16 protein-coding genes are annotated in these 17707 nt (G+C 63.6%); 8 read left to right on the forward strand and 8 right to left on the reverse strand.

What is annotated here, in order from left to right; genetic code table 11:
- Positions 1-41: 41 nt before the first annotated feature.
- Positions 42-1070 carry a D-xylose ABC transporter substrate-binding protein gene (gene xylF / locus HDG34_RS02365; protein ID WP_184036310.1) on the reverse strand — a complete coding sequence of 343 codons (1029 nt, stop codon included), beginning with the start codon at positions 1068-1070 and terminating at the stop codon, positions 42-44.
- 132 nt (positions 1071-1202) lie between these two features.
- The gene (xylA, locus tag HDG34_RS02370; RefSeq protein WP_184057426.1) at positions 1203-2525 is read right to left on the reverse strand and encodes a xylose isomerase; all 1323 of its coding nucleotides are present in this window, start codon (positions 2523-2525) and stop codon (positions 1203-1205) included.
- Between the two features lie 270 nt (positions 2526-2795).
- On the opposite strand from xylA, the gene HDG34_RS02375 reads away from it, so the two are divergent.
- From HDG34_RS02375 to HDG34_RS02385, 3 genes are all read left to right on the forward strand, one after another.
- Positions 2796-4016, forward strand: coding sequence for a DNA-binding transcriptional regulator (locus HDG34_RS02375; RefSeq protein ID WP_090808461.1), 1221 nt, complete (start codon positions 2796-2798; stop codon positions 4014-4016).
- 33 nt (positions 4017-4049) lie between these two features.
- The gene (locus HDG34_RS02380; protein WP_184057428.1) at positions 4050-5144 is read left to right on the forward strand and encodes an aldose epimerase family protein; all 1095 of its coding nucleotides are present in this window, start codon (positions 4050-4052) and stop codon (positions 5142-5144) included.
- 192 nt (positions 5145-5336) lie between these two features.
- The gene (locus HDG34_RS02385; protein WP_018424216.1) at positions 5337-5645 is read left to right on the forward strand and encodes a DUF4148 domain-containing protein; all 309 of its coding nucleotides are present in this window, start codon (positions 5337-5339) and stop codon (positions 5643-5645) included.
- 188 nt (positions 5646-5833) lie between these two features.
- On the opposite strand, the gene HDG34_RS02390 is transcribed toward HDG34_RS02385, so the two are convergent.
- Positions 5834-6145, reverse strand: coding sequence for a hypothetical protein (locus HDG34_RS02390; protein WP_184057430.1), 312 nt, complete (start codon positions 6143-6145; stop codon positions 5834-5836).
- Positions 6146-6406: 261 nt separating this feature from the next.
- Here HDG34_RS02390 and HDG34_RS02395 point away from each other — a divergent pair, with 261 nt between their 5' ends.
- On the forward strand, positions 6407-7228 hold the full coding sequence (locus HDG34_RS02395; RefSeq protein ID WP_184036292.1) for an oxaloacetate decarboxylase: 822 nt from the start codon (positions 6407-6409) through the stop codon (positions 7226-7228).
- A 196-nt stretch (positions 7229-7424) separates the two neighbouring features.
- Positions 7425-8060 (forward strand): helix-turn-helix domain-containing protein, encoded by a 636-nt coding sequence (locus HDG34_RS02400; RefSeq protein WP_090808454.1) that lies wholly within the window; start codon positions 7425-7427, stop codon positions 8058-8060.
- A gap of 28 nt (positions 8061-8088) precedes the next feature.
- Here HDG34_RS02400 and HDG34_RS02405 read toward each other — a convergent pair whose 3' ends face one another.
- Entirely contained in the window at positions 8089-11061 is a 2973-nt protein-coding gene (locus HDG34_RS02405; protein WP_184058008.1) for an FAD-binding and (Fe-S)-binding domain-containing protein, read from the reverse strand.
- Positions 11062-11124: 63 nt separating this feature from the next.
- Positions 11125-12162: a DUF1338 domain-containing protein gene (locus HDG34_RS02410; RefSeq protein ID WP_184057432.1), complete on the reverse strand. Its 1038-nt coding sequence runs from the start codon at positions 12160-12162 to the stop codon at positions 11125-11127.
- A gap of 124 nt (positions 12163-12286) precedes the next feature.
- Here HDG34_RS02410 and HDG34_RS02415 point away from each other — a divergent pair, with 124 nt between their 5' ends.
- Positions 12287-13219, forward strand: a complete 933-nt coding sequence (locus HDG34_RS02415) for a LysR substrate-binding domain-containing protein (protein ID WP_184057434.1) — start codon at positions 12287-12289, stop codon at positions 13217-13219.
- 57 nt (positions 13220-13276) lie between these two features.
- Here the strand turns inward: HDG34_RS02415 and HDG34_RS02420 are convergent, their stop codons facing one another.
- Entirely contained in the window at positions 13277-14404 is a 1128-nt protein-coding gene (locus HDG34_RS02420) for a 4-hydroxyphenylpyruvate dioxygenase family protein (RefSeq protein WP_184057436.1), read from the reverse strand.
- Between the two features lie 162 nt (positions 14405-14566).
- On the reverse strand, positions 14567-15520 hold the full coding sequence (gene pcaQ, locus HDG34_RS02425) for a pca operon transcription factor PcaQ (RefSeq protein WP_184057438.1): 954 nt from the start codon (positions 15518-15520) through the stop codon (positions 14567-14569).
- A 110-nt stretch (positions 15521-15630) separates the two neighbouring features.
- Here pcaQ and pcaH point away from each other — a divergent pair, with 110 nt between their 5' ends.
- Both pcaH and pcaG read left to right on the forward strand, forming a co-directional pair.
- On the forward strand, positions 15631-16335 hold the full coding sequence (pcaH, locus tag HDG34_RS02430) for a protocatechuate 3,4-dioxygenase subunit beta (protein ID WP_184057440.1): 705 nt from the start codon (positions 15631-15633) through the stop codon (positions 16333-16335).
- 3 nt (positions 16336-16338) lie between these two features.
- Complete coding sequence (gene pcaG / locus HDG34_RS02435) at positions 16339-16926, forward strand: protocatechuate 3,4-dioxygenase subunit alpha (protein WP_184036265.1); 588 nt, start codon at positions 16339-16341, stop codon at positions 16924-16926.
- A gap of 96 nt (positions 16927-17022) precedes the next feature.
- On the opposite strand, the gene HDG34_RS02440 is transcribed toward pcaG, so the two are convergent.
- On the reverse strand, positions 17023-17289 hold the full coding sequence (locus HDG34_RS02440; protein ID WP_184057442.1) for an H-NS histone family protein: 267 nt from the start codon (positions 17287-17289) through the stop codon (positions 17023-17025).
- Positions 17290-17707 lie beyond the last annotated feature (418 nt).

Raw genomic sequence — 17707 nt, forward strand, 5'->3', positions numbered from 1 at the left:
GATGACCCGGGAGCGTGGCGTTCACATAGCCCGTCTCTGTGTTATTTGCTCGCGAGTTGCTCTTGCGTGTAGAAGCCGTCCTTCACGACGGTGTCGAGGTTCGCCTTGGTCAGCTTGGTCGGCTGCAGCAGCACCGTATCGACCTTCTTCTTGCCGTTGTCGTATTGCGCGTTGAACGCCGGCTTGTCACCCTTGGCAAGCGCGACCGACAGCTTCGCCGCTTCGCTCGCGATCAGCTTCAGCGGCTTGTAGACCGTCATCGTCTGCGTGCCGGCCGCCACGCGCTTCACGGCTGCGAGGTCGGCATCCTGACCCGAGATCGGTACCTTGCCGGCGAGGCCTTGCGCGGCGAGCGCCTGGATCGCGCCGCCCGCAGTGCCGTCATTCGACGCGACGACTGCGTCGATCTTGTTGTTGTTCGCGGTCAGCGCGTCTTCCATGATGCGCAGCGCGGTCGATGCGCTCCACTCCGGCACCCACTGCTGGCCGACCACCTTGATGTCACCCTTGTCGATCGCCGGTTGCAGCACCTTCAACTGGCCCTTGCGCAGCATCTTCGCGTTGTTGTCGGTCGGCGCGCCGCCGAGCAGGAAGTAGTTGCCCTTCGGACGCACGTCATAGACGCCCTGCGCCTGCATCTCGCCGACCTTCTCGTTGTCGAACGAGATATAGGCGTCGATATCGGCGTCGAGAATCAGGCGGTCATACGACACGACCTTGATACCCGCTTTGCGTGCTTCGGCCACGACGTTGCCGAGCGTCTTCGAGTTGAACGGCACGATCACAATCACGTCGACGCCGCGCGAGATCAGGTTTTCGATCTGCGAGATCTGACGCTCTTCGCTCGCATCGGCCGATTGCACCGACACCTTCGCGCCGAGCTTTTCCGCCGCGGCGACGAAATAGTCGCGATCGCGCGACCAGCGCTCGACGCGCAGATCGTCGATACAGAAGCCGATTTCCGGATGAGCCTTGCTGGCGTGCGCGAGCGGCGCGGCGAGCGACAGGCTGGCGAGTACCGCGCCGCACAACAGCGAACTCAGGACGTTACGACGCATTGCGAATTTCATTGATGTCTCCTTTTTGTGTAGTGATAGCCGGAATACCGGACATATCGGTCTGCGCTGCGAGCCGCAGACTCGGACAAGCGACAACCCACAGCTTGCTGGTGCGCGCGGTCGACGTGGCCGCGCGATCTTTATTCAACGTCCGCTATAAATCGCCTGATTTACGATGTTTTCCATGTGTTCCTGTTGCCCGCTCACATGCCGCGGATTCAGATCGCGCGCCAGCGTGTCCGCCGCAAGTGTCGACAGCGAGTAGTCGCCGGACAGGATCTTGCGGCCGAACTCGCCATCCCAGCCCGCGTAGCGTTGCCGCTTGAACTGCTCGAGGCGCTCGTTTTCGACCAGCACCGCGGCGCGTTCGAGGCCGAGCGCGAGGTTGTCGATCGCGCCGACGTGGCCATAAAACAGGTCTTCCGCATCGACACTCTGGCGCCGCACTTTCGCATCGAAGTTCATGCCGCCGCTCGTGAAACCGCCGTGGCGCAGGATTTCGTATAAGGCCAGCGTGAGTTCCTCGACGCTGTTGGGAAATTGGTCGGTGTCCCAGCCATTTTGCGGATCGCCGCGATTCGCATCGACGCTACCGAAGATGCCGAGCGCAAATGCGGTCGCAATCTCGTGATGGAACGAATGCCCCGCGAGCGTCGCGTGATTCGCCTCGATGTTGACGCGAATCTCCTTGTCGAGGCCGTGCTGCAGCAGGAAGCCGTGCACGGTCGCGACGTCGTAGTCATATTGATGCTTGGTCGGCTCCTGCGGCTTCGGTTCGATCAGCAGTGCGCCCTTGAAACCGATCCGGTGCTTGTGTTCGACCACCATGTGCAGGAAGCGCGCGAACTGCTCGCGCTCGCGCACGAGGTCGGTGTTCAGCAGCGTGTCGTAGCCTTCACGGCCGCCCCACAACACGTAGTTTTCACCGCCGAGGCGCAGCGTCGCGTCGAGCGCATGACGCACCTGGGTCGCCGCAAAGGCGAAAACCTCCGGATTCGGATTGGTCGCGGCGCCGGCCGCGTAACGCGGATGCGAAAACAGATTCGCGGTGCCCCACAGCAATTTGACACCGGTATCCTGCTGCTTGCGCGCGAGGTAGTCGGACACGCGCAGGAAGTTCTCGCTGTATTCCTTCACGCTCGCGCCTTCGGGCGCGACGTCGGTATCGTGGAACGTGTAGTACGGCGTGCCGAGCTTCGAGAAGAATTCGAACGCGGCGTCGGCCTTCTGCAGCGCCCGCTCCATTGCGTCGCCGGGTTGCTGCCACGGCCGCCGGAACGCGCCCTGACCGAAGATATCGACGCCGGGCCATACGAAGGTATGCCAGTAGCAGACGGCGATACGCAGATGTTCCTCGAGCGTCTTGCCGAGTACCTTCCTCGTTTTGTCGTAGTGACGGTACGCGAGCGGCTTGTCCGATTGCGGGCCTTCGTAACGGATCTCTGGAATGTGTTCGAAGTAGGACATCGGCGTCTCCAATGTATGCTGCGTTGCAACCCACGCGAGAAGCCGCGCAGGCCGACAAAGTGACGCCATGCTGCCGCTTGCACGATGTGCCGGCAATTGCGAAATTGCGCAGCGCGCTTGATGTTTCTTACCGCCCGCGCGTTTGTTTACTGCCGTCGCGCGATTCGGCGCCTAGAATAACCAGACGCTTAAAAACGGGGTTGCTCCCAGGCACCCGACACAATGGAGACAAAGGCGCGTGGTCCATCGAGCCACCCGCCGCTCACCGCCATGACCCGTCCACAAGCACCTCAGACAACCCATCGCATCGCGCTGCTGTTCAACGCGAACAAGGTCTACGATCGCGAGATCATCACCGGCATCGGCAACTACCTGCTGTCGACGCGCGTCGCATGGGATCTCTTCCTCGAAGAAGACTTCCGCTGCCGGCTCGCGGGTATCCAGCGCTTCGACGGCGACGGCATCATCGCGGACTTCGACGATCCCGCCGTCGACGAAGCCCTGCGCGACTGTCCACTGCCGGTGGTCGCGGTCGGTTCGTCGTACGAGGATCCGACGCAGTACCCCCCGGATTTACCCTATATCGCGACCGACAACAGCAAGCTCGTGTCGCTCGCGTACACGCACCTGATCGGCGCGGGCCTCGAAAACTTCGCGCTGTACAGCCTGCCGCAGGCGCAGGAAAACCGTTGGGCGCAACAGCGCGAACTCGCCTTCGCGCATCTGCGCAGCGCGGACGGACGCAGCGCGGCGCAGATCGATAGCGAGATCTATCGCGGTCTGTCGACGAGCGCGCCGTCCTGGAACCAGGCCATCGAACAGCTGACCACCTGGCTGCGGCAACTGCCGAAGCCGGTCGGCATCATCGCGGTGACCGACGCGCGTGCGCGGCATTTGCTGCAGGCATGTCTGATCGCCGGCATTCCGGTGCCCGAGGAAGTCGCGATCATCGGCATCGACAACGATCCGCTCACGCGTACGCTGACGCGCATTCCGCTGTCGTCGGTGATCCAGGGCACCGAGGAAATGGGCCGTACCGCCGCGCATATCCTGCATCAGATGCTGCACGGCGCGCGCTTTCCGGGGCGCCGCATTCTGGTGCCGCCGGTCGGCATCAACGTGCTCGAATCGACGCGGCATCAGCCGCTCGCGAGTCCTTACGTGATGCGCGCCCGCCATTTCATTCGCCAGTACGCGTGCCAGGGCATCCGCACCGAGCAGGTGGCCGACTATGTGGGCGTGTCGCGTTCGTCGCTCGAAGAGTATTTCCGGCGCGAGCGTCAGTGCACCGTGCATCAGGAGATCCTGCGCCACAAGCTCGACGTCGCGAAGTCGCTGCTCGCGAAACGCGATGCGTCGAGCGCGGAAGTCGCGATCCGTTGCGGCTTCACGTCGCTGCAATACATGTACGCGGTATTTCGCCGCGAACTCGGCTGCACGCCGCGCGAATACCAGGAGCGCGTGGGCCCGAAGACCAAAACCGCTGGCTGAGCATGCTTTCTATTTTTTCTTCGCACTGACCACATGATCAGCATCGCACAACTCTCTTCCGAGCCGTGGGGCACGCTGCAGGGCGGCGATCGCGTACGGCTTTACACGTTGCGCAACGCGCACGGCATGAAAGTCGCCATCAGCGACCTCGGCGCGACGCTGGTTTCGTGGCACGCACCGGATCGCGCCGGACGTCTCGGCGATATTCTGCTCGGTCACGACACGCCCGCCGAATACGTGGCGGCCTCGACCTACATGGGCGGACTGATCGGCCGCTGGGCGAATCGCATTGCGGGCGCGCGCTTTTCGCTCGACGGCATCGAGTACACGCTCGATCGCAACGAAGGTCCGAATCTGCTGCACGGCGGCACGGTCGGTTTTCATCGGGCGTTGTGGGAGGTCGCCGAGGACGACGGCGCGTTGCTGATGCGGCTCGAGTCGCCCGAAGGCGATGCCGGTTTTCCGGGCAACGTGACGGTGCAAGTACGCTATTCGCTCGACGACGACGGCACGCTGACGATCGGCTACGAAGCGATCACCGACGCGCCGACGCCGCTCAATCTGACGAGCCATCCCTACTTCAACCTGACCGGGCGCGCGGGCACCGACATTCGCGGCCACGTGCTGTCGATCGACGCCGAGCGCTTTTTCGAAGTCGACGCGACGATGATTCCGTGCAAGCTCGCCGACGTCGCGGGCAACGCATTCGACTTCCGGCAGAGCGCGCCGATCGGCGGCCGGCTCGACTGGCCGCACGCGCAACTCGCGCGCGCCGGCGGCTTCGATCATTGCTACGTGCTGCGCGAGGCGCCGGCAAACGCGATGCAGGGCAACGACGGCCACGCGCCGCCGCTGCGCGAAGTCGCCTGGGCATACGATCCGGGCAGCGGACGCGAACTGACCGTCGCGACCGATCAGCGGGGCTTGCAGTTTTACACGGGCAACGCGTTGAACGGCAACCCGGGACGCGGCGGTGTCCGCTATCAACGGCACGCCGGCTTGTGCCTCGAGGCGGGCGGTTTCCCGAACGAGGTCAATATGACCGGGCACAACGAAGTGATCGTGCGACCCGGAGATACTTATCGGCAAATCACGAGTTATCGCGTCGATGTGCGCAAAGGTGTGTGACCAGATTTACGGCCGCTTTTGCGCTGTTTTACGAGAACCCGCGACGGCGAGATTACAGCTCGCCGACTACCCGTTCTTTGCAATACTGAATTAGTCGGCTAGTGGTTTTCCCCAAGTTCACCCCCCTCTAGACTGCGCTTATGGCACCGGTATCGCTGCGGTGCCGGATAGACAACTACGGAGGGAAACATCATGAAATCGCTTATCCAGGCAGTTGCGCTTACGGCCCTGATCGCTGCGCCGGTCGCGTCGTTCGCGCAATCGGAACAGCCGATCACGCGGGCCGAGGTCAAGGCACAGGTGCAGCAACTCGAACAGATTGGCTATAACCCGGCCATCGTGCTCGATGCCCAGTATCCCGCGGACATCCAGGCGGCCGAGGCACGCGTCTCCGCGATGAACGCGAAGGGCCAAGGCGACACGTCTGGCTATGGGTCGTCGATGGGCGGATCATCGCAAGCGGGCCATCATCCGATGTGGGTCAATCCGGACGGTCAGTGACGAGTCCCGAACGTATAGCGAATGTCCGTAGCGAGGAAAGATTCTCGAGTTAACGGCCCTTTCCCCTCTTTGCGGTTTTCGCCGTTTCGAACCGATATGAAGCGGGCGCATGTTTTCAAGGCATGCGCCAGCTCTTTACGTTTATGCGGCACTAACAACGTACCGCCAATTCTGACGCCGCGGCAGATTCACCCAGCCCGTGCCTGCGGGCATTCCGCCTGATACCAGATGTCCACCTGCCTCTGCGCGCGCTCGAGACTCGCCGGATAGTCAGGATCAAAGCGTCGTTCAGGGTGGTAGCCCGCTTGCTGCAGCGCTGTCAGTTCGCTCATGCTCCGCTGGTGCGTGGCCGGTGCCTTGTTCCTGAGGTCGGTCAGATCGCGGCATTGCGTTGCACTCAGATGCGTTTGCGCGCCGCCATTCCCGCCGCCCGCGGCGCAGCCAACGAGCGTGAGCACCAACACGGCTGAGATCGACCGCATCCGGGTCGCGATGTTCATGTTGTGCCTCCTTTGGGGAAATGACCTCGTCGCGAATGCCGTCTTCCCACGCGGCCCTTCGCATCTCTGAACCGGCTTCTTCGCCTGTCGTCATTTTGAATTATTGGAAACGTCTGTGAAAGTCGCCACCCATTTCATCAACCACGGTTGCGATACGGACATAGACTTTCCCCTGGTGAATGCCGATTCGCCTGCGCAACAGTTGGCGCGGCGTTTTCCCCTCAACGAGGGAGCCGCTCCCTCACACCAAGGAGACATGCGATGCCCCGCACCGCCGCTGAAAAACGCGCTGCTTTCCGCGCGCTGCACTCGTCTGGCTGTTTCGTGCTGCCCAATCCGTGGGACGCGGGCAGCGCCCGTTATCTGCATACACTCGGCTTCAAGGCGCTCGCGACAACGAGTTCCGGTTTTGCGTGGTCGACCGGACATGCGGACAACACGTTACCGCGCGAAACGATCCTCGCGCACCTGCGCGCAATCGTCGACGCGACCGATCTGCCGGTCAACGCCGACTTCGAGAACGGCTTCGGCCGCGACCCGGAAGAAGTCGCCGAGAGCGTGACGCTCGCGGTGGAAACGGGCGTCGCGGGTCTGTCGATCGAGGACTCGACCGGCAACCCCGCCGCGCCGCTGTTTCCGGTCGACGTCGCCGTGCAGCGGCTCAGCGCGGCGCGACGTGCGATCGATCAGAACGGCGGCGACACGCTACTCGTCGGCCGCGCGGAGAATTTCTTCGCCGGCAAGCCCGATCTCGACGATGCCATTGCCCGTCTGAAGGCCTATGCGGCGGCGGGCGCCGACTGCCTGTATGCGCCCGGCATCCAGACGCGCGAGCAGATCGAAGCGGTGGTCGCGGCCGTCGCGCCGAAGCCCGTCAATCTGCTGATCGGCTCGACATCGACCCTGACGTTGCAGGACGTGGCCGCGCTCGGCGTGCGGCGGATCAGCGTCGGCGGCGGGCTCGCGCGCGCGGCGTGGGGTGGCTTCATGCACGCCGCTCAGGCGCTGGCCGATGGCCGCTTCGACTTCACCGGCGCGACGGCGGGCACCCAGCTCAATGAGCTTTTCAATCGCAGCGCGTGAAAACGCCGCGCAAAGGACGCCTCATCAACGTGAGATCGCCACGCTGCGTCGAACTCATTGGAAAAGCCGCGACGTTTCCGATGAGAAAAGCACACGAACGCCTGAATCGGCGCACAAAGGCCCCGGCCACGCCAAATGTTATGATCGGAAACATTATTCGCCCGATCAAGCGCATACCCGACCAGCAGCAAGCCTCATGGACACCCACCTCACCAAATCCGCCGACACGTCCTCCACCGATCTCGGCCGGCGCGTGCGCGCCGCCCGTCAAGCGCAGGATCTGACGCTCGAAACCGCGAGCCGCCTGTGCGGTGTCTCGCGCTCGACGCTGTCGAAAGTCGAAAACGGCCTGATGTCCCCCACGTTCGACGTGCTGCAAAAAATCGTGCTGGGCCTGAAGATCGAAATTGGCGAACTGTTCGGCTCGACGCCGAAAGTCAGCGCGAGCGGCCGGCGCGCGCTGACGCGCAAGAACGAAGGCCAGCGCCACGCTTATCGCGGCTATCAGATGGAGTTGCTCGCCACCGACCTGGCACACAAGGCGATGCTGCCGTTTCGCATCCGCATCTCGGCGCACACGCTCGATGCATTCGACGACTGGGGCCGCCACGAAGGCGAGGAGTTTCTCTACGTGATCAGCGGCAGCGTGTGCCTCTATTCGGAGCTGTACGCGCCGACACATCTGAACACGGGCGACAGCCTCTACTTCGACAGCCGCACGGGTCACGCGGCGGTGTCGACCAGCGAGGAAGACGCCGAAGTCTTGTGGATGGCGACCAATGCGGACCTTCCGCATACACCGCCTGCCGCGAACGAGTCAGCGAAGAAATAAAATAGCGCGCCCTGCACTCAGCGCGCACTCAGCGCGTCGCCAGCGCCCGTTGCGCGAGTTGCGCGATATGCAGTGCGTGTCGCCCTGTGCCGTGCTCGATCTGCTCGCGACAACTGAAGCCGTTGGTCAGCACGATCGTTTCCGCATTCGCCGCCATAGCGTCAAGCACGGCCTCAAACATGTCCTTGCCGATCTTTTCCGACAACGCGTGATGCTCGATGTTGAAGCCGAACGATCCCGCCATCCCGCAGCAGCCGGTATCGAGCAGCTTCCATCTGACGCCGAGCTTGTTCAGCAACGCCGTGTCGCCCTGCATGCCGAATAGCGCCTTCTGATGACAATGGCCATGCACGATCACATCGGCCGCGAGCGTCGGCCACTCGAACGGCTGACGCGCGACGAATTCGGCAAACAGATATGTTTGCGCGGACAGCTTCTTCGCCAACGCATGATCGGGGAGTTGCTTCAGCAACTCGTCCTTGAACACCGATAGACAGCCAGGTTCCAGACCGACCAGCGGCACGCCGGCGGCGATGTCGTCCGCGAGGTCGTCGACGATATGCGTGAGCAGCTCGCGCGCGCGTTCGAGCAGGCCGAAGTCGTACAGCGGACGCCCGCAACACAAACGTTTCTTCGGCAATACGACGTGCCAGCCGAGTTGCGTGAGCACCTCAGCGGCGGCCTGCGCGATCTCGGGCGTGAAGTGGTCGTTGAATGTATCGACCCACAGGATCACCTTCTTTGCGTCGCCGCCGAGCGCATGAATCGCGGATACTTGCGACGACGCACTCCGTCTATAAGTTGCAGCGGCGAACCGCGGCAACGCACGCGTCTGCGCCACGCCCGCGATCCATTTGCCGAGCGCGGACAAACCGGGCGCCGTCGTCAGAAAGTTCGTCGCGCGCGGAAAACGCGCGGCCCACGGTGCCCATTCGCCGATCCGCCCCATGAACAGCGCCTGACGCGGCCGACGATTGTTCTCATAGTAGTGAGAAAGGAACTCCGCCTTGTACGACGCCATGTCCGTATGCGTCGGGCAATCGGACTTGCAGCCCTTGCATGCGAGGCAGGTATCGAGCGCTTCTTTCACTTCGCGGCTGTTCCAGCCGTCGGCGATCACGTCGCCTTGCAGCATTTCCCAGAACAGATGCGCGCGCCCGCGCGTCGAGTACTGTTCCTCGCGCGTGCCGCGATAGCTCGGACACATCGTGCCGCCTTCGAGCGAGCGGCATTTGCCCATGCCAATGCAGCGTTCGATCGCACGCTGAAAGCCGTCGCCTTCCTGGCTCGCGAACGCGAGCTTCGTATGCAGCGTCACCGGCTTGTATGCAGGGCCCATGCGCAGGTTTTCGTCGGCGCGATATGCATGCACGACCTTGCCCGGATTCAGACGATTCGCCGGGTCCCAGATCGCCTTGAACTGCTCCATCGCCTGCATCAGCTCGGGGCCGTACATGATCGGCAGAAACTCGGCCTTCGCCTGGCCATCGCCGTGTTCGCCCGACAGCGAGCCGCCGAATTGGACCACCAGTTCCGCCGCTTCGCGCAAGAACCCGCGCCACCTCGCGATACCTTCCGCGCTGCGCAGATCGAACGTGATGCGCGCGTGCACGCAGCCGTCGCCGAAATGGCCGTACAGGCTCGTCTCGTAGCCATGGCGATCGACGAGCGCCTGAAACGCGCGCAGATAATCGCCGAGCCGCAGCGGATCGACCGCCGCGTCTTCCCAGCCGACCACCGGATCGGGCTTGTCGCGATCCACTGACAACGCGACCGCCGACGCCCCCGTCTCGCGAATCGACCACACCTTCGCCTGCAAGGCGCGATCTTCGACGAGCATCGTCGAGACTTGCGGCCCGGCCGCGCCCGATTGGAAATACGCGGCGGCGTCGCGTGCCTGTTGCAGCACCTCGTCCTGCGTATCCGCGCCGAATTCGAGCACGACCCACGCATCGCCTTCGGGCAGCAGTGCGATCTCGTCCTTCTTCAGGCCGCACGCCTGCAAGCCGCGAATGATCGCGCGGTCGAGTCCCTCGACTGCGATCGGCCCGCAGCGCATGAAATGCGGCACCGCGTCCGCCGCCGTATAGATGTCGGTAAAGCCGACCACGACGATCACGCGCCTGGCCGGACTCTTCACGAGCCTCACTTTCGCCTGCAACGTGACCGCGCACGTGCCTTCGCTACCGACGAGCGCCCGCGCGACGTTGAAGCCGTTTTCCGGCAGCAGTTGATCTAGATTGAAGCCCGACACGCGCCGCTTGATCTGCGGGAATTTCGCGCGAATCCGTTCGGCGTACGTGTCGCGCAGTTGCTTGAGCGCCGCGTAGATTTCGCCTTGTCGGCCACCCGCCGCGATGATGCGTTCGAGTTCTTCCCCGGAGGTCGGGCCGACCCAGAAACGCGCGCCGTCGAAGGTCGCGATTTCGAGCGCTTCGATGTTCTCGACGGTCTTACCGGCCATCACCGAATGCGCGCCGCACGAGTTGTTCGCGATCATGCCGCCGAGCGTGCAGCGGCTATGCGTGGCGGGATCGGGCGCGAACGTGAGGCCGTGCTGTTCGGCGGCATCGCGCAAGGAGTCGCACACGACGCCCGGCTCGACGACCGCGACGCCCGCAAGCGGATCGATCGAGACGACGCGGTTCAGATACTTGCTCGCGTCGGCCACGACCGCGACGTTCACGCATTGGCCGTTCTGCGACGTGCCGCCACCGCGCGCGAGAAACGGCACGTCGTTGCGACGGCATGCGGCGAGCGTTGCGAGCAGATCGTCGATATCGGCCGGCACCACGACACCGAGCGGGACTTGCCGATAGTTCGACGCATCCGATGCGTACAATGCTTTGGAACCCTGATCGAATCGCACCTCGCCGCGCACGTGCTGGCGCAGGTCGCTTTCGAGCGCCTGCAATAGCTCGGCGCTGGCCGAGAAAGGCGTGGCGACACGCGGTTCATGCAAAGCGCCCCGCTGCGCGCCAACCCGCCGCTCTTCATCCAATGACAATGACGTCCCCACTGCGCACCTCGTCTGCGATGCCGGCGCTCGCGCCGCCGTCAGCGCTCAGGCCGCCTGGCTCGCGGTCATCCGGAAGATGCCCTGTGCGTTGCCCGCGTCGAAACGCAGGTCCGTTTCCCAGCGGCGCGCGTCCTGATCGAAACTGCGCTTGCGCGTAATGAATTCGTAGAACGAGCCCGGCACGTCGCGCGTGACGACGCTGCCGTCGGCCGCGCGAAATTCACGCTGCACGACATCCGCGCGATACGCGGTCTGGAACACGCGCCCGGAACGCGAATGTTCGACTTCGGGCTTCATCGGCCGAACCTTCGCCTTCTGTTCGTCCGACAGCTTGAAGACGTCCGCGACGCGATCGGTCGCGTGATTGAACGCGTTACCTTCGGTCGCGATCCACGCCATCTCCGCCGATTCCTTCAACAATACTTCGTAATCGGCTTCGCGTGGCATCTCGTGCTGACGCGCGAACGCACCGACGATCACCGGTAGCAACTCCTGCGCCGCATCGAGCGGCAGCACGCCATCGCGTTCGAGTTCCCACAAGAGGCCATGGGCGCGCGGCGTCAACGGATCGCGCGAGGCACCGATCACGTTCGTCACCGCCTGCTGGAACGTCGCGGAAAAACGCTCCGGGTGCAGTTCGCTGACGAAGAACTGCGCGATCTCGTCGGCGGCGTCCTCATGCGCCCACGCGCGGCCGGTCATGCCGAGACGATCGAGCGGGTAACGGCCGTTGATCCGAAAGCCGAGCGGCCGCAGGATGCGCGCGAACGCGGCCTCGCCGGGCGGCAGCGCGCCGCTGTGCGGCCAGCGCACGGTGCGCAGCGCGCCATGATCGAAGTACACGCTGCCGCCGCCGGCGACGGTTTCCTCCGTATAGCGGCGGCCGTTTTCCGAGCGCGCGAGCAGATCGTCGAACAGCGCCATGTTCATCGCCTGTGCGAGTTCGGCGCGCGTGACGCTGCCGCTTTCCCACTCGTTCAACACACGCGGATGATTCAGCGTCGCAAACAGGCGCGCGGCTTTCTGCGCGCCCAGCAGCTTCACCAGCAGTTGTTCGACGTTCGCATTCTTCAGGTTTCGCATCCGGCTTCTCCACGCTATACGTTGAGCGCTGCACGCGCGCCTCATAACGGGCGAGATTATTCAAAATGCGCTGCGCCCCGTAAAGCGAGATAAACTCGCCACTTGATGCGTTTTTGGAATTAAGGTGCGAAAGTTCAAGATTCCCAACATGGGCGCGCTGCTCGCGTTCGAAGCCGCCGCGCGGCACCAGAGCTTCACGCATGCGGCGCGCGAACTGTTCCTCACCGAAAGCGCGGTGTCGCGACAGATCAATACGCTCGAAAGCAATCTCGGCGTGCGGCTGTTCGTGCGCGTCAAGCAACGCGTGGTGCTGACGCGCGCGGGCAAGGTCTACAGCGCCCAGGTGCGACGCTCGCTCGAACACCTCGATCGCGACACGCTGTCGATCATCGCGCACGGCAGCGGCGGCGGCTATCTGGAGCTCGCGGTATTGCCGACGTTCGCATCGCAGTGGTTAATTCCGCGCATGGCAACATTCAATGAACAATACCCAGACGTGCGCGTGAACATGGGCGTGCGTACCGCGACGTTCCCGTTCGCCGAGACGCATTTCGAAGCGGCAATTCACTACGGCAAGCCGACTTGGCCGGGTACGTCGGCCGATTTTCTGTTCTGCGAGGAAGTGGTGCCGATCTGCGCGGCGAGTCTGCTGAAGCGGCCGGTCCGCAACGTCGCCGAACTACTCAACTATCCGCTGCTGCATTCGACGACGCGACCCGACGGCTGGGCGAGCTGGTTCGCGAATCTCGGCATCGACGACAACCGCACGATGCAGGGCGTGCGCTACGAACTGCACACGATGCTGATCAGCGCTGCCGCGGCCGGACTCGGCATCGCGCTGGTGCCGCGCTTTTTCGTCGACACGCAGTTGCGGCAGTTCGGTCTCGTGATTCCGTTCGACACACCCGCGCTCGCCGCGGCCGCGTACTACCTTGTCTATCCGACCGAGTTGAGTCACGGCAAGCCGCTCGCGAGTTTCCGCGAGTGGCTGCTGCGCGAGGCCGCCGCATACGGCGCGATTTATCCGGAGTTGGTGGAGCGGCCCGAGGGGGCGTGACGCGACGAAAGCCGCATGCGTGAGCGATCCAATCACGCATGCGACTACGCGCAGTGTTCAGCTGCCGGTGCGCGCCTGGGCCAATGCGGCGAGATTGCCTTCGCCGAAGCCATGATGTCCCTGGCGTTGCACGATCTCGAAGAAAATCTCGCCGGCGCGGCGGCGCACGAAGGTCTGGAAAAACAGCAGCGGCACGCCGTCCGCGCCGATCTCGCCATCTACGAGCACATGCGTGCGCCGCAGTCGCTCGACATCGAGCCCGTGGCCCGGCAAACGTGCATCGAGCTGCTCGTAGTAGCGCGGCGGCGGCTCGACGAATTCGACGCCGTTCGCGAGCAGACGCTCGACGCACGTGAAGATGTCGTCGCTGGCGAGCGCGATGTGCTGCACGCCTTCGCCCGGATGATCGGGCAAATACTCGTGCATCAGGTTGGTCCGGCCCGTGCCTTCCTCGTACAGCGGCACGCGGATCGCGCCGCACGGCGACACCATCACGCGCGATTCCGCCGACACATGCCAGTTGGCGTGCAGCTCGTGGATCTCGCGGAAATTCAGCAGGTCGCGATAGAAGTCGATCCACTCCTGCATGCGGCCTTCGCCAACGGTTTGCGTCAGATGGTCGACCGCGATCAGGCCGCTGCCCGCGTGATTCAGATCGGCTGCGGCCGTGTCGATCTCGATGGGCCGGAAGTCGATGTCGAAGATCGAGATATCGCCGAGGCCGCCGCGCTGACCGCCTCGCCCGCGCCAACGATCGACGAAATAGATGTGCGAATCGCCGATGCCTTGAATGGCCGGAATCAGCAGTTCGCCGGCACCGAGGCGTTCGCCTTCGAACGCCCACGCGCCGAGTTCCACCGCGCGTTCGAACGCGCGCTGTGCGTCGGCGACGCGAATCCCGATCGCGCAGATGCCGACCCCGTATTCTTCCGCGTAGCGCGCTGCGAACGAATCGGGCTCCGCGTTGATCAGGAAATTCATCTCGCCCTGGCGATACAGCGTCACATCCTTGCTGATATGACGCGCGATCGCCTTGAAGCCGAGCCGCGTGAAGGTCTCGCCGAGCGCCTGCGGATCGCGCGCGGCGAACTCGACGAACTCGAGGCCGGCCGTGCCGAGCGGATTGTGCTGCGGCGCCAATACGGCGCACTGCGCGGCCTCTGGAGTGGGCAAGTCGCTGGGCATGGCAATCTCCTTGTACGGTCTTTCGACGCGGGGCCGGTCTTTCCGGGTTCGGCGCGAAGTGTTCCGGTCGTTCGCGAGGGGCTGCGTGGTGCGTGCTCGCTCGTGGCGCGCACGCGGCGTGCCGCAGGAACAACGGTCTGCGGCGGCTTTCGCACCGTGTTTTTACACCGGGTCGCGGGGCGTTCGCAACCGTCTGCCCCGCGCGACCTCGCGCACCGCCTCGATGAACGCGCGTCCCACCGTCGACGGCTGCGTATCCGAGCGACGAATCAGCCCCACCGGTTCGCCGGTGCCCGCAAACGGCAGCGGCAAGCGCACCAGCATGCCGTGCGTGAGTTCGTATTCGACCGCGCTTTGCGGCACGAACCACACCGCGCCGTTTTCGAGCGTCAGCGCGCGCCCCGTGGATACCGACAACACCTCGACGAACGCCGACAACGGCGGCACGCCCCACGCGCCGAGCAGGCTCTCGGCCGATTGGCGAATCAGCGTGCCGAACGGCGGCAGCACGATCGGAAATTCCTCCAGCGACGTGGCGGGCAAGGCCTTCCCTTGCGCCAGCGGATGCCCGGCGCGCACGACCGCGATCAGCGGCTCGGTAAACAGTTGCTCGAAACTCAGGCCGACCATCCGCTCCGGGTCCGCGAGGCGGCCGATCGCGAATTCGATCGACCCCGCTTTCAGGCGTTCGAGCAATTCCGGATTTGCGCCGGTCGCGAGGCGCACGATCACGCGCGGCCACTGCGTCGCGAACTGTCTCAGCACGGGCGGTACCAGCACCGCGGCGACAGTGGGCAGCACACCGACTTCGAGCGTCGCGGCGGCCGCGCCCTCGGCCCGCGCAAGCAGATCGACGCCCTGGCGCAGCGCGCTCACGCAGGCGCTCGCGTGCGGCATGAAAAGCTGCCCCTCGCGCGTCGGCACCGCGCCGTGACGGCCGCGCTCGAACAGCTTCACGCCGAGAATGGTCTCCAGCTCGGCGACCGTCTTCGATACCGCCGGCTGCGTGATGGACAAACTGTCCGCCGCCCGCTGGACGCTGCCGAACTGCGCGACGGCCAGAAAGCACTGGAGATGACGGAATTTGACGCGGCTATCCGCGAGACTGCGTTGCATAACGGAAGGTTATACGAAACGGGCAAAAACGTCATTTTTCATAACCGCACGCTTTGTATAAAGTGCGAGTCATAACGTCGCATCCCCGATTCCTCCAACGGAGACACCTCATGGAAGATTCAATTCTCTCGCCGCGAGATTTCGCGTCCCATCCCGAGTACATCTATCCGCCGTACGGTTCGTCGGTCAAACGCGGTCCGTCGCGTCCGCTGATTCCGCTGAAGGAACGGCTGCGCGACCAGCGCGTACCGGTCTACGGCACCGACGACCTCGGCCCGCTCGACAGCGACCTGACCCGCAACGCGGTGCGCAATGGCGAACCGCTCGGCGAGCGCATCATCGTGACGGGCCGTGTGCTCGACGAAGGCGGCCGCCCGGTGCGCAACACGCTGGTGGAAGTCTGGCAAGCGAACGCCGCCGGCCGCTATGTGCACAAGGCCGACCAGCACGACGCGCCGCTCGACCCGAACTTCCTCGGCGCGGGCCGCTGCATCACCGACAACGAAGGCCGTTACCGCTTCATGACCATCAAGCCGGGCGCGTATCCGTGGGGCAACCATCCGAATGCCTGGCGTCCGCAGCACATCCATTTCTCGCTGTTCGGCGACCACTTCGGCTCGCGTCTCGTCACGCAGATGTACTTTCCCGGCGATCCGCTGCTCGCATTCGACCCGATCTACCAGGGCACGCCCGAGCACGCCCGTGAGCGCATGGTCTCGAAGTTCTCGCTCGACACCACGCAAGAGGCCTACGCGCTCGGCTACGATTTCGACATCGTGCTGCGCGGCCCGAACGAAACCCCGATGGAGCGCTAAGCCATGACGACTCTCAAGCAAACGCCTTCGCAAACCGTTGGTCCGTACTTCGCCTACGGTCTTTGCCCGCAGCAATACGATTTCGACTTCAAGAGCCTGTTCACGAACGTTCTGGCCGACATGGAAGCGGCCGGCGAGCACATCACGATCGTCGGTCAGGTGTTCGACGGCGACGGCAAGGTGATCGGCGACGCGATGATCGAGATGTCGCAAGTCGACTCGAACGGCCACTATCCGGAATCGCGCGAAGAAATTTTGAAGACCGGCTTTCACGGCTTTGCGCGCGTCGGTACGGGCACGGATCCGCACAAGCGCTTCATCGTCGAGACGGTGAAGCCGGGCCGCGCGAATCCCGACGAAGCGCCGCACATCGACGTAATCCTGACGATGCGCGGCATGCTGCTGCACACGTTCACGCGCATCTATTTCGAGGACGAAGCGCAGGCGAACGAGCAGGACACCGTGCTGGCGTCGGTGCCGGCCGAGCGCCGTAATACGCTGATCGCGCGCCGCGTTGCCGGTACGGCCAACGTGTATCGCTTCGACATCCACATGCAGGGCGATCAGGAAACCGTGTTTTTCGACCTGTGATGCGCGATTCGTCGCGAGACTCCGAGCAGTAAAGATCGAGCCCGCCTTGCGCGGGCTTTTTTTCGCGCGGGCGTTTTGCGGTGCGCCTGCGCGCGCTCAGCAGCGGAAATGATCGATGCTTTGTCCGGCGTGAATCGCGCGCGCGAGCCACGCCGGTTTATCGCCGCGACCGTCCCACGTGTTACCGAACGCGTCGCGATACAGCACCGCGGCCACGGCGTTCGCATCGGCTTCGAGCGATTCGGCCAGCGCTTCGAATGTGATGCCGTGGTCGTCCATGCGTCGGCGGATCCACGCGATCATGCGCTCGCGCAGGTTCTCGTGGCGTTCGAACAGTCGTTGTTGTCCTTCTCGTTGTTTCATAACGTATTGGTGTCGCAGCTCTTGCTGGCATTAGACAAACGGGCAACTCGCATAGCAACGCGAGGCTCGTCGTGCGTAATTCAATTTGAATGGAAGCAATTCGACGAATTCACGCGATCCATGCAAATGCGTGAAAACCCGCATTTGCAAGTGATGCCTGTCAGATCCTGAATTAAAGCGCCTGAAGTAAAGCGCCTGAGTTGAAGCGCTGGGATCAGGCGAATCGGCTACTCGAAAAATCGGCGTGGCTCGAATTGCGCCCGTGTTTCGCGTCGTGCGGCGCCTCGTCGTGACGAGGGAGCTTCCGCGTATGGAGAGTCATTCTAGCATTCGATGTATTTTGGCCGCAGCAAAGAACTTTTTCTAATTGCACTGCTTGCGCGACTTCCGAGTTTTCGGTATTCGTGGCTTCCACCGC

It is taken from the genome of Paraburkholderia sp. HC6.4b (genome assembly GCF_014200875.1).
In the GTDB taxonomy this organism is placed as follows: Bacteria; Pseudomonadota; Gammaproteobacteria; order Burkholderiales; family Burkholderiaceae; genus Paraburkholderia; species Paraburkholderia tuberum.